This is a genomic window from Rummeliibacillus pycnus (assembly GCF_044359855.1).
Taxonomy (GTDB): Bacteria; Bacillota; Bacilli; order Bacillales_A; family Planococcaceae; genus Rummeliibacillus; species Rummeliibacillus pycnus_A.
This window is the reverse complement of the sequence record NZ_CP132291.1, coordinates 1,444,832-1,457,471: the sequence shown is the minus strand read 5'-3', so window position 1 is coordinate 1,457,471 and position 12,640 is coordinate 1,444,832. Positions and strand designations below refer to the sequence as shown.

Below are 12,640 nucleotides of genomic sequence, written 5' to 3'. Positions count from 1 at the left end.
TTCAATCTCCTCGTTGAAGTTTGCATAGCTAACGCTAGCACAATATTCAATCATATGCAGAAATTTTGCATCGTGATGACTTTTGAAAATACAGTGAAAGTAGTCTATACAATTTATTTGAGCTAACCGAACGAAGGGGAATCGTCTGTTAGTACGCGGAAAACGTCCGTGTGTAGCAGATTAATGTTACCAGTGCTATTAAACTAAGTCGTATATTAAAATCCTTTATCTAATAAGATGAAGGATTTTAATTTTTTTGAAAAAACATAAAAATACAATTGATTTAATAAATATACATATGTATAATGGTCATTATCAATAAGAAATGTAAGGAGAGATTTTGATGAAATTATTAGAACTTGTTCAGCTTAAGCTGGTAACAACTTTAAAAGAAAAGGATTTACTTGCACTTACTGATTACACAAGTGAGGAAGTTCAAGGATTACTTGATCTTGCTATGAAGTTAAAAGTTATTACAAAGGAAGGTAATTGCCCTCCATTATTAGAAGGTAAAACTTTAGGGATGATTTTCGAAAAGAATTCAACTCGTACACGTATTTCATTTGAAGTTGGAATGAATCAACTAGGTGGTAAAGGAATGTATATGAATGCTCGCGACTTGCAAATTGGACGTGGTGAATCGATTCATGATACAGGTCACGTATTATCAGGCTACTTAGATGGGATTATGATTCGAGCAAACTCACATGAAATGGTGAAAGAGCTTGCAGAGCATGCATCAATTCCTGTCATTAATGGCTTAACTGATCTAGCGCATCCTTGTCAAGCTTTAGCAGATTTAGAAACAATCGCTGAAGAAAAAGGGGAACTAAAAGGATTAAAGCTTGCCTATATCGGCGATGGCAATAATGTTGCCCATTCACTTGTTGTTGCTTGTGCTCATGTGGGTATCGATGTTGTTGTTGCAACACCACAAAATTATGAACCAAGTGCAGATATCATGAAAAAGGCAGCAGAAATCGCATTAAATAATGGAAGCACAGTTGCTCACACATATGATCCTGTAGAAGCAGCAAAAGATGCAGATGTTATTTATGCAGATGTATGGACATCAATGGGGCAAGAAGAAGAAACAGCAAAACGTCTTCAAGATTTCCATGGATATCAAATTAATGATGCACTTGTATCACATGCAAAACCAAATTATATGTTCCTTCACTGTTTACCTGCTCATCGTGAAGAAGAAGTGGCTACATCTGTTATTGATGGTCCAAATTCCTTTATTTTCGAACAAGCAGAAAATCGCCTACATGCACAAAAAGCAGTCCTTGCCTCTATTTTAGGCGAATAATAATAAAAGTCACAGGGAATGTCTAGTAAGTCCTTAATATAGTAGAAGAAATTATATTAGCACTCTCACATTGAATAAAGCACGAGAACGAACTGTGTCCAGCTCCATGCGCTAGCTTTTCGGGTCAGAACCTTCCCGCCGTGAGGTAAAGAACGCCTCTTCACGACTAGAACATCGAACTGATAAAGCTAAACGGGCGTGTTTTGCTTTTAAATGTGTGAGACACAGTTGGCTCATGCAGTTTGTATGTTTAGCGGGGTACTTAGCAGAAAAAATAGTAGAATGTTTTTCAATTCAAGTAAGAAGGCAGATCGATAGTGAGTTATTCATTCACTTTTGGAACTGCCTCTTTTTGTATATATAATCAATAATTATTAATAAAAATAAATATCAGAAAATACTAACAATTACGAAATTTCTATTTACATATGTGTGTAAATGTAATTTAATAGAATAGTATTTACTTTAAAACATACTTTAGGAGGTTGCATATGAATAAGGTAACAAGAAAAATAATAGTATTTGTTTCAGCATTGATGTTGATTGTACTAGCAGGATGTGGAGCAAAATCAAGTAGTACTGGAAATACAAGTGGCGAAAAGTCAAATGGAAAAATTAATGCTAAATTTGGTGTGATTGCTTACATGACAGGAGCAGGAGCAGCATACGGGGAAGCCATTACAAATGGATTTAAACTGGCTCAAAAAGAGATCAATAAACAAGGTGATGTAAACATTGAACTTGTGACTGAAGATTCAGCTGGTAAACAGGAACAAGCTTTATCTTCTGCTCAAAAATTAATGAGTGATAATAATATCGTTGCTCTTTTAGGACCGACTTTAAGTACGGAGTTTAAGGTAGTAGCCCAAGAAGCTGATATAAATGGAATTTCAATTATGGGGACATCTACAACAGCGGAAGGCATTCCACAAATTGGCGATTATGTTTTCAGAAATTCTATTCCAGAAGCATTAGCAATCCCTGCGTCTATGGAAAAAGTAGTATCTAAAACTGGTGCCAAAAAAGTTGCAATTATTTATGGAAATGATGATGTGTTTACAAAATCAGGTTATGATACCATGAAAAAAGAAGCGGAAAAAATGGGGTTAGATATCGTAACAACTGAAACATTCCAAAAAGGTCAAAGTGACTACAATGCACAGTTAACGAAAATCAAAAGTAAAAAACCTGATTTTATTTTAGCTTCAGCTTTATATAATGAAGGTGCGGTTATTATGGACCAAGCTCGTAAAATGGGTATTGACGTACCATTCGTGGGAGGAAACGGATTCAACTCACCAGAAGTTATTAAAATCGCAGGAGACGCTGCAAATGGTTTAGTCGTTGCAACACCGTGGTTTGGTGATTCAAAAGAACAAAAAGTTGTTGATTTTAACAACAAATACAAAGAAGCTTACGGTAAGTTACCGGACCAATTCGCTGCACAAGCTTATGACGCTTTATATATTTATGCTGATGCATTGAAAAGAGCAGGAGAAGCAGACCGTGAAGCGTTCCATAAAGCTTTAGCAGAGACAAAAGATTTTGAAGGGATTTTAGGGAAGTTCTCGTTTGATAAAGAAGGTGACGTAGTAATGGAGCCTAAAGTTGTAGAAATAAAAGACGGAAAATTCATTGAATTTAAATAATTAACGAAACGAAGGGTTGTCCAATAAGTATAATTTAATAAGAAAAGTAGTTATTTAATTGGTTGAAAAATTGCTCTTCCCGATTTTTATGAAGAAGAGCAATTTTCTTTAAATTTTATATAAAGTTGATTTACGTTTCGGGTGGTGATTTCTGTGGGATTTGCGTGAAGCTGGAGACTATGCACGAAGGTATGAGGCTCAACTCACGCCTCACGGAAAGCATCCATCCTTCATTGCGATCAACGGATAAGTACCACAAAAAATTACTATTCTCTCTAATATTAAATGATTGGTTAATAAGTTTCTGGACAACCCCTCTCCGTATTGAAATGATCAAAAAGCTAATCATCATTTTTATTTTTTCATTCATATTCGGTCACACAAAACTGATTTAGAGGGTGATTTATTTTGTTACTAGAGCAATTGGTTAATGGTATTACGTTAGGAAGTATTTATGCAATTGTAGCACTCGGTTTTACTCTTGTATTTGGCGTATTGGGCATTATCAATATGGCACATGGTGAAATCTTTATGGTAGGTGCTTATGTAGGTGTAATGACTACAAGCGTGTTAGGGTGGCCATTATGGCTAGGATTTATAGCTTCGATCATAGTTACAGCGATATTGGGTTATTTATTAGAACGTCTAACGTTGCGTCCATTACGAGGTAAAAAAGGCGTTTCACATTTAGCTCCTTTAATTAGTACGATCGGTGTATCTATATTTCTAGAAAATATGTCGCATCATTTATTTGGTGCAGGTAATCAACCATTCCGAACTCCTTTTGCACAACTCAGCATTCATCTAGGTTCGATCACAATCTATGTAGTGCAAATTGTAATATTTGTTATTTCGATTATCTTAATGATGGGGCTTTCATTCTGGCTTTCGAAAACAAAAGCAGGAAAAGCGTTGCGTGCAACAGCTGAAAACTTAGAAACAGCAAGTATACTAGGTGTTAATACAAAGCGGACTATTACTATGACTGTTATTATCGCTTCGGCAATGGGGGGGATTGCAGGGATTTTAGTAGGAATGGCGTTTAACTCTGTAAGTCCTCAAATGGGATTGACAATAGGATTGAAAGGGTTAGCAATCATTATTTTAGGTGGTATGGGAAATGTAAAGGGAGCCATGGCAGGTGGTTTAATTCTTGGATTGTCGGAAACAGTCCTTGTTGCATATGGAGATTCAGGTTATCGAGACGCAATAGCCTTCATTATGATTATTTTCATTCTTCTATTAAAACCACAAGGCCTTTTTGGTTCAAAGACATCTGCAGAAGGAAGGTAATCATATGTTAGCGGAACTTTTAAATCCATATCAATTACAAATAGCGTCTTTTATTCTCATTAATATTATCTTGGCAATTAGTGTGTATGTCACGTTGTCCTCAGGGCAATTATCTTTAGGAAGCGCTGGCTTTATGGGAATTGGTGCATATACATCGGCATTGGTGACAATTCATTTCGATTTACCGATAGTAGTAGGTGTTCTGGCTGGTGCAGCTGTTGCAGGGATTCTTGGCATTTTAATAGGAATTCCAGCATTAAGATTATCAGGTGTTTATTTAGCCATCGCAACGTTGGGATTAGGTGAAGTTATTAGGGTTATTTTTGTAAACTGGGAATCCCTAACAAATGGTGCAGTTGGTATTTCTAGTATTCCACAAATTAGTAGAGAGATTTTGTACTTTGCTAGAGATAAAGGTTTTAATCCAACAGTTCTAGGATTGCAAAATAGTCAGTTTGCAAGTTTAAGTGTATTCATTATTTTGTTGGTGTTAACAATTTTTATAATTTGGTTTATCACACGACAAAAAAAATCTCGTGTTGGTAGAGCTTTTTCAGCTATTCAATTAGATGAAAAAGCAGCTGAGTCAATGGGGATTAATATTACGTATTATAAAGTTTTATCATTTGCTCAAGGTGCAGTGCTGGCTGGCTTAGCTGGTGCATTATTTGCCCACGTAATGGGTTATATATCACCATCTGATTTTGCGTATCATCGTGCAGTAGAAATACTAATATTTACTGTGTTTGGTGGTAGTGAAGTGATTTCAGGATCTGTGTTTGGTGCAACATTCTTAACTTTAATGCCTGAGGTTTTACGATTTATAAATGAATATCGTTATATCATTTATGGTTTACTACTAGTTTTATTAATGGCAATACGTCCTCAAGGTCTAATCGATATAAATGTTCTTAATTGGTTTAAAAAGTTGAAAAGAACAAAAGGGGGAGACGTTCATGGTTCTTAAGATTCAAAATGTATCTAAAAACTTTGGAGGTATCTCCGCTTTGACTGATGTATCCTTTTCGATAAAAGAAGGGGAGATATATGGATTAATTGGTCCAAATGGTGCGGGGAAAACAACTATGTTTAATTTAATTACGAATATTTTCTCTCCTACTGCTGGAGAAATTACTTTTAACGAAGAAAATATAACGGGAATCAAACCACATAAAATAACTGAAAAAGGTATTTGTCGCACGTATCAAAATATTCGCCTTTTCACACAAATGTCAGCATTAGAAAATGTAATGGTAGGAGGGCATTGTCGAAGCCGATCAGGCGTCATGCGCGGAGTCTTTCGTACAAAATTGCAACGTAAAGAAGAGCAAGAATTAAAGCAAAAAGCTGAGGGATTGTTGGAGTTAGTGGGATTGAAAGAATTTAAGGATGTTTTGGCTGAAAATTTAGCATATGGTCAGCAAAGAAGATTAGAAATTGCCCGTGCGTTGGCAAGCGACCCTAAATTATTGCTATTAGATGAACCTGCAGCAGGCATGAATGAAAAGGAAACGGATAGTTTATTTGACTTGATCAAAAAGGTACAAGCAAGAGGAATTACTGTACTCATAATTGAACACGATATGCCGCTAATCATGAAGATATGTGATCGAATCACTGTATTGAATTTCGGTAAAAAGTTAGCAGAAGGTACACCTTTAGAAATTCAAGACAATGATGCAGTAATTGAAGCCTACCTTGGAAAAGAGGAGGAAGATGATATTGCTTAAAGTATCGAATATTGAAACATTTTATGGGCAAATTCAAGCATTAAAAGGAATTAGTTTAGATGTAGAAGAGGGGAAAATTGTTACACTTCTTGGGGCAAACGGAGCAGGTAAATCAACAACGATGAAGTCCATTGTGGGCTTACTAAAGCCTAAAAATGGTTCAGTTGAATTTTTAGGTGAAAATGTGACAGGATTACGCCCTGACCAATTACTTCGAAAAGGGATTGCTTTAGTTCCGGAAGGTCGAGCTATTTTGTCTAGTATGTCAGTAATTGAAAATCTGGATATGGGTGCATATCATCGTAAAGATAAAAATGTTGAGAAAGAAATTGAAGAAGTGATGGAACGTTTTCCAATTTTAAAAGAACGCAAGTCTCAGCTTGCAGGAACTTTATCTGGTGGTCAACAACAAATGCTAGCAATTGCACGTGCTTTGTTGTCGAAGCCAAAACTTCTATTATTAGATGAACCATCAATGGGACTTGCTCCATTAATCGTAGCTGATATTTTTAAAATTATTAAAGAAATTAAAGATGCAGGAACAACAGTCCTTCTTGTTGAGCAAAATGCGAAGCAAGCGTTGAAAATCGCAGATTACGGTTATGTAATGGAGACGGGTAAAATTATCATTGAAGGAAAAGCTTCTAATCTTTTAAGAGATCCACGTGTTGTGGAGGCTTATTTGGGAAGAAAATCTACTTCAGCTTAAATGTTGTTAAGATTTTAGAACTGGTACAAATTGAAAACAAACCACCTTCCTATTAAAGGTAAAAAATAATAGGAAGGTGGTTTTTTTGTTTGATTACTACGTAATTATTTATGGAGATCGATAAGCTTTCCAGGGTTCATGATATTCTTAGGATCTAGTGCTAGTTTAATTGTTCTCATAACATCAAGAGCTGCTCCATGCTCTTTTTCTTGGTATTGCATTTTACCAATCCCAACGCCATGTTCGCCTGTGCAAGTACCACCACGTTCGATTGCAAAATGTACTATTGATTCATTAAAACGTTTTGCTCTTTCAATTTCTGTAGCATCATTCATGTCCATCATGACTAATGTGTGGAAATTACCATCACCCACATGACCAACTATTCCACCTGGTAATCCTGCCTTTTCTAATTCAGCGCGAGCAAAAAGTACGGCATCTGCTAAATCTTTAATAGAAACGCAGACATCTGTGGACATCAATTTTTTTCCTTTAAAGCCATGGATAAATGCATACGCTAAGTTATGACGAGCCTCCCAAAGCTTGTTTCGAGCTGCAGTATCTGTTTCAAACTTAATTTCTAAACAGCCATTGTCGTTCATAATTTCTTTTGTGAATTCAACATCTTGTGCAAGTCCAGCTTCGTTACCATGAAACTCTAAAAATAGTGTAGGTTTTAGAGGATAATTTGTTTCACTATAATGATTTACTTGTTCAATTGATTGTTCATCGACTAATTCAACTCGTGCAATTGGGATGCCGGCTTGGAGAATAGAAGTAACAGCATCTACTGCACTTTTTACCGTAGGGAATACTGCGCGAGCTGCTGTTTCGAATTCTGGGATACCATAAACTTTTAAAGTTAGTTCGGTAAAGCAACCAAGTGTACCTTCCGAACCGACAAAAAGACCGTTTAGATGGTAGCCAGAAGATGATTTCGCCGCTAAGTTACCTGTATGAATAATACCGCCATCTGCAAGTACTACTTCTAAATCTCGAACTTGGTCTCGCATGATACCATAATGTACAGCTGTAGTACCACTTGCATTTGTAGCAGCCATTCCACCAAGTGAAGCATCAGCACCAGGATCTACAGAGAAGAATAATCCATATTTTTTTAATTCTTTGTTCAATTGAGTTCTTGTTACACCTGGTTGAACTCGAACAAGTAAATCTTCTGGTCGAATCTCTAGAATTTTATCCATTAATGAAAAATCAATGGTAATGCTACTCTTAACAGGAATGATATGGCCTTCTAAACTGGAACCTCTACCAAAAGGGATGACCGCAATTTCAAATTCATTTGCCACTTTTAATATGTCACTGACTTGCTTTGCTGAAGAAGGAAAAACAACGACATCAGGTAATCGACTTTCATGATAAGATTCATCTTTACTATGTAATTCACGAACAGTTTCATTAACTGAAACTTGCTCATCAGTTAATATTTCTTTCAATGCAGATACGATTGTTTCAACTGTTAACATATGTGTTCGCCTCTTTCTTTTTGAAAAATCTATATTTTCTAATTATTATAGATCAGCCAAAGTAAAATTGAAATGAAGATTTCAATGATCCATTTTTAATTGTTATGTTTATTTGACAAAAAGTTAAGTATACATTACATTTAGCTTAGAATACTTAACATAAAAGAAGGTGTAGAATATGCTATATAATCGGGTGAAAGAGCTTCGAGCAAGACATGGTTTTTCGCAATCAGAGCTTGGCGCTCGTGTTAATGTAACACGGCAAACAATAGGATTTATAGAAAAAGGAAGCTTTTCACCATCCATAACATTATCTCTGAAACTTGCAAAAGAATTAAAAATAACTGTGGATGAATTATTTTGGTTAGAGGGAGATGAAAAAGAATGACAAAAGATTTACGAGTTCAAATGCCTTTATGGAATATTGCAGCAATTGTTGGATTGGGGGCAATTATCATTCCAATGCTATTAAGTGAAATTAGATGGTTTGATAAAGATTTGATTTTTTCCCTTAAGATGGACAATATACTCGGTTTGATTAGTTTATGCGGAATTTTTCTTTTTGTAGTAACTTGTGTTCTTGTAATATTAAAAACAATACAGTTTAATAAGGAAAACCCAAATCTTAAAATGAACATGTTTTCTTTAACACCAGGTGAATATATTGAAGATGATGAGATGTTCAGACAAGTAACAAATAATGCTACACGTAAAGTATATACATTTTTAAGTTGTGCAATACCGATACTAACGATTGCTGTTTTTTTACCTAAAATTTGGATAGCGTTATTACTTATATTGGTGGTTATTATTCAAAATCTAATTTACTACGTAGAAATAAGAAAATACATTTTGAATTAGAAAATGCATGTAGTCCATTGAAGGGACTACATGCATTCTTTAAGCTAATGCTCTAGATAATTCACTCATAAAATGATCTTGTTCTTTCTTGTCTGCATTTTGCCACCATGCTTCGAAAAACACCCCAAGACCTGGAAGTAAATGCTCTTCACCGCGAGTAATTGCATCTTCCACAATATCCTTTAATTGATCTGGACTATTTCCTGAGACATTTTTCTTAATCGCATCGCGAATTTGAAAATTCATTCGACATCCCTCCTAGTGATATTTTTGCCGTTCAACTCGATTGTTATACATACATTTGGTACACTTATTAAAGAAAAGAATTTTTGGAATTAACATTTTTCGTGTAAAAAACTACATACAAAGGGGAAGTGGTTTTATATGAAAGCAGTTGTATTTGAGAAAGGGAAATTGTTGGTTAAAGAAGTAGTTACACCTAAGCCAAAAGCAGGAGAAGTATTGGTAGCAATCAAAGCTGCAGGACTTAATCGACGTGATTTATATACACCAGGAAGATTAGGGGATGAAAGTGAAGCATTAATACTTGGTTCAGATGCTGTGGGAGTTGTTGAAGAACTAGGTGAAGGCGTTGCTAATTGGAAAATAGGTGATGAAGTAATTATTAACCCATCACTACGTTGGTATGAAGAATCTGATATTCCACCTGAAGACTTCGAAATTTTAAGTTTACCTGATAACGGTACATTTGCTGAAAAAATTGCAATCTCTGCAGAACAGCTTGAGCCAAAGCCATCCCATCTATCAGATGAAGAAGCTGCGGTGATTGGTATTTCGCCATTAACGGGTTATCGTGCATTATTTACTAAAGGGCAAATCAAGGCTCGCCAAACCGTATTTATACCAGGAGCAGGTAGTGGTGTCGCAACATTTTTAATTCAAATGGCAAAAAATATAGGTGCCAGAGTAATCGTTACTTCACGTTCTGAAGAAAAACGTAAAGCAGCATTAGAAATTGGTGCAGACATTGCAATTAATACAAGTAGTGATTGGCAAAAAGAGCTCGAACATGAAAAAATTGATCTTGTAATTGAAAGTGTTGGTCGTGCTACTTTTAATAGATCTTTGGCTGTTTTGAAAAAGGGTGGTAGAATAGTGGTATTTGGTGCAACGACTGAGGACGTTGTAGATTTTGACTTACGACAATTTTTCTATGGTCAATACACACTTTATGGTACAACATTGGGGAGCCGTGAAGAATTTCGCGCATGCATTGAACACTTAAAAGAGTTTGACACGCATCCAATTCTAGATCGTAGCTTTACAATCGATGAAGCACAAGTTGCACTTGACTATTTAAAAGAAAATCATCAGTTTGGCAAAATTGTCTTAACGATTTCATAATATAAAGGCGGTAAGAAATACATGAAAAGAATCGAATCTCCACAAAATTCCCTTGTGAAGTATTGGAAAAAACTAGCTACAACACGCAAAGAACGTGATCGTTCAGGTGAGTTTCTAATAGAAGGTTTCCACTTAGTAGAAGAAGCTATAAAAAACAAAAGTGAAATACTCAATTTAATTGTGCGTGAAGATGTAGATATTCCGGCAAGTTGGAATATAGATGATATCTTTGTTGTGGAGGTAACTGCTCAAGTAGCAAATGAGTTTGCAGAAACCGAACATTCACAAGGAATATTCGCTCAAGTGAAACAACCTACAGTTTCTGATGAAGAACAAAATAAATGGGCAAAATTATTATTAGTTGATGCAGTCCAAGATCCAGGTAATGTTGGTACGATGATTCGTACAGCTGATGCTGCCGGAATTGATGCAGTTATTCTTGGAAAAGGCTCTGCTGATCCATTTAATCCAAAAACAGTACGCTCCACACAAGGTTCTATTTTCCACATTCCTGTAGTACGTGGCGATTTAAGTGATTGGATCGATTCATTAAAAGAAAAAGGTGTGCGAGTTTACGGAACTGCTTTAGAAAATGCTGTTCTTTACAATCAAGTTAAAAAAGAAGGTAAATTTGCACTTGTAATGGGCAATGAAGGTAGCGGTATTGATGCGCAATTATTGGCAAAAACAGATGCAAATGTGATTATTCCCATTATGGGAAAAGCAGAATCATTGAACGTAGCAGTGGCAACTGGTATTGTTCTTTATTATTTCGCAAATGAGGAATTCTAAACTTGAAGTAAAGAACTGAATTGCGTATAATGGATTTGTATAAATATTAAATGAAATGCAATGAGCGGGAAAAGTACATTTTTCGAGCTTTATAGGGAGTGCACGTCATAGACTGAAAGCGTGCATATTGTGTCGATTAATGGAAGTTCACCCCGTTAGCAGCCATCGGGACCAGTAATAATTACTGTAAAGGTGTGCCGGTGAAACGCCGTTAAGTCAATGAAGTGATTGCATGTATTTTTATGCAATAACTAGGGTGGTAACGCGAATATAACCTCGTCCCTTTTATAGGGGGCGAGTTTTTTTATGTTTAAAAAATAAGTGCCGCATAAAAAGACTTAGCTTTGTCACCTGATTTTTTTGTTTTATTTTGGAAGGAGGATTTTACAAATGGCAATGGTAGAGGAATTAACACAGCTAAAAGAAGAAGTTGTTTCAAAAATCGCATCAACAGAAGATTTGAAGCAACTAAATGAAGTACGAGTAGCGTATTTAGGTAAAAAAGGTCCAATTACAGATTTATTAAAAGGAATGGGGAAACTTCCTGCAGAGGAACGTCCTAAAATGGGTGCTTTAGTCAATGAAGTACGTGCTGAAGTCCAACATATCCATGATGAACGTAAAGCAGAACTCGAAGAAAAAGCAATCGAAGAACAATTAGAAAAAGAAGCAATCGATGTGACATTACCAGGTCGCCCTGTTAAAGTGGCAAACGCACATCCATTAACTCGTGTTATCGAAGAAATCGAAGACTTATTCATTTCTATGGGTTACGAAATTGCAGAAGGACCTGAAGTTGAAAAAGACTACTACAACTTCGAAGCATTAAACTTACCAAAAGGTCACCCAGCGCGTGATATGCAAGATACTTTCTATATCTCAGAAGAAATTTTATTGCGTACTCATACATCACCTGTTCAAGCACGTACGATGGAGAAAAAACAAGGTGCATCTGTTAAAATTATTTGCCCAGGGAAAGTATTCCGTCGTGATAATGATGATGCTACTCATTCACATCAATTCACTCAAATTGAAGGCCTTGTTGTAGGTGAAAATATTCGTATGAGTGACCTAAAAGGAACATTAGATATCTTCGCAAAGAAAATGTTCGGTGAAGATCGTGAAATCCGTCTACGTCCAAGTTTCTTCCCATTCACAGAACCATCTGTTGAGATGGATATCTCTTGCTTCAAATGTGGTGGTGAAGGATGTAACGTATGTAAACATACAGGATGGATTGAAATTCTTGGCGCTGGTATGGTACATCCGAACGTTCTTTCAATGGCAGGTTATGATCCTAAAAAAGTATCTGGTTTCGCATTTGGTATGGGACCAGAACGTATCGCAATGTTGAAATATGGGGTGGATGATATCCGTCATTTCTACACAAATGATGTCCGATTCTTATCACAATTCCACCGTATAGAAGAGTAAGGAGGAGT

13 protein-coding genes and 1 other annotated feature are annotated in these 12,640 nt (G+C 36.0%); of the genes, 11 read left to right on the top strand and 2 right to left on the bottom strand.

Annotated features, from left to right (window positions below; all coding sequences use genetic code 11):
• Positions 1–343: 343 nt before the first annotated feature.
• From argF to Q8X41_RS07165, 6 genes are all read left to right on the top strand, one after another.
• A complete protein-coding gene (argF, locus tag Q8X41_RS07190; protein WP_397539571.1) occupies positions 344–1,312 on the top strand; it encodes an ornithine carbamoyltransferase in 969 nt (322 codons plus the stop codon).
• 491 nt (positions 1,313–1,803) lie between these two features.
• Positions 1,804–2,961, top strand: a complete 1,158-nt coding sequence (locus Q8X41_RS07185) for an ABC transporter substrate-binding protein (protein WP_397539570.1) — start codon at positions 1,804–1,806, stop codon at positions 2,959–2,961.
• Positions 2,962–3,369: 408 nt separating this feature from the next.
• A complete protein-coding gene (locus Q8X41_RS07180; RefSeq protein ID WP_397539569.1) occupies positions 3,370–4,254 on the top strand; it encodes a branched-chain amino acid ABC transporter permease in 885 nt (294 codons plus the stop codon).
• Positions 4,255–4,258: 4 nt separating this feature from the next.
• Positions 4,259–5,221 carry a branched-chain amino acid ABC transporter permease gene (locus tag Q8X41_RS07175; RefSeq protein ID WP_397539568.1) on the top strand — a complete coding sequence of 321 codons (963 nt, stop codon included), beginning with the start codon at positions 4,259–4,261 and terminating at the stop codon, positions 5,219–5,221.
• Positions 5,211–5,984, top strand: a complete 774-nt coding sequence (locus tag Q8X41_RS07170; protein WP_397539567.1) for an ABC transporter ATP-binding protein — start codon at positions 5,211–5,213, stop codon at positions 5,982–5,984. The genes Q8X41_RS07175 and Q8X41_RS07170 overlap by 11 nt, the downstream gene beginning before the upstream one ends.
• Positions 5,977–6,693 (top strand): ABC transporter ATP-binding protein, encoded by a 717-nt coding sequence (locus Q8X41_RS07165; RefSeq protein ID WP_397539566.1) that lies wholly within the window; start codon positions 5,977–5,979, stop codon positions 6,691–6,693. The genes Q8X41_RS07170 and Q8X41_RS07165 overlap by 8 nt, the downstream gene beginning before the upstream one ends.
• Positions 6,694–6,797: 104 nt before the next feature.
• Here Q8X41_RS07165 and Q8X41_RS07160 read toward each other — a convergent pair whose 3' ends face one another.
• Complete coding sequence (locus Q8X41_RS07160; protein WP_397539565.1) at positions 6,798–8,180, bottom strand: FAD-binding oxidoreductase; 1,383 nt, start codon at positions 8,178–8,180, stop codon at positions 6,798–6,800.
• Between the two features lie 178 nt (positions 8,181–8,358).
• Between Q8X41_RS07160 and Q8X41_RS07155 the strand changes: the two genes are divergently transcribed.
• Both Q8X41_RS07155 and Q8X41_RS07150 read left to right on the top strand, forming a co-directional pair.
• Entirely contained in the window at positions 8,359–8,568 is a 210-nt protein-coding gene (locus Q8X41_RS07155) for a helix-turn-helix transcriptional regulator (protein ID WP_397539564.1), read from the top strand.
• Positions 8,565–9,041, top strand: coding sequence for a hypothetical protein (locus Q8X41_RS07150; protein ID WP_397539563.1), 477 nt, complete (start codon positions 8,565–8,567; stop codon positions 9,039–9,041). Before Q8X41_RS07155 ends, Q8X41_RS07150 begins: the two co-directional genes overlap by 4 nt.
• 39 nt (positions 9,042–9,080) lie before the next feature.
• On the opposite strand, the gene sspI is transcribed toward Q8X41_RS07150, so the two are convergent.
• Entirely contained in the window at positions 9,081–9,287 is a 207-nt protein-coding gene (gene sspI, locus Q8X41_RS07145) for a small acid-soluble spore protein SspI (RefSeq protein ID WP_397539562.1), read from the bottom strand.
• A gap of 138 nt (positions 9,288–9,425) precedes the next feature.
• On the opposite strand from sspI, the gene Q8X41_RS07140 reads away from it, so the two are divergent.
• From Q8X41_RS07140 to pheS, 3 genes are all read left to right on the top strand, one after another.
• A complete protein-coding gene (locus Q8X41_RS07140; RefSeq protein WP_397539561.1) occupies positions 9,426–10,406 on the top strand; it encodes a zinc-binding dehydrogenase in 981 nt (326 codons plus the stop codon).
• A gap of 21 nt (positions 10,407–10,427) precedes the next feature.
• Complete coding sequence (locus Q8X41_RS07135) at positions 10,428–11,198, top strand: TrmH family RNA methyltransferase (RefSeq protein ID WP_397539560.1); 771 nt, start codon at positions 10,428–10,430, stop codon at positions 11,196–11,198.
• Positions 11,199–11,249: 51 nt separating this feature from the next.
• Positions 11,250–11,485: a binding site (T-box leader), on the top strand.
• Positions 11,486–11,594: 109 nt separating this feature from the next.
• Positions 11,595–12,632: a phenylalanine--tRNA ligase subunit alpha gene (gene pheS, locus Q8X41_RS07130; RefSeq protein WP_397540214.1), complete on the top strand. Its 1,038-nt coding sequence runs from the start codon at positions 11,595–11,597 to the stop codon at positions 12,630–12,632.
• The last annotated feature ends 8 nt before the right edge of the window (positions 12,633–12,640 follow it).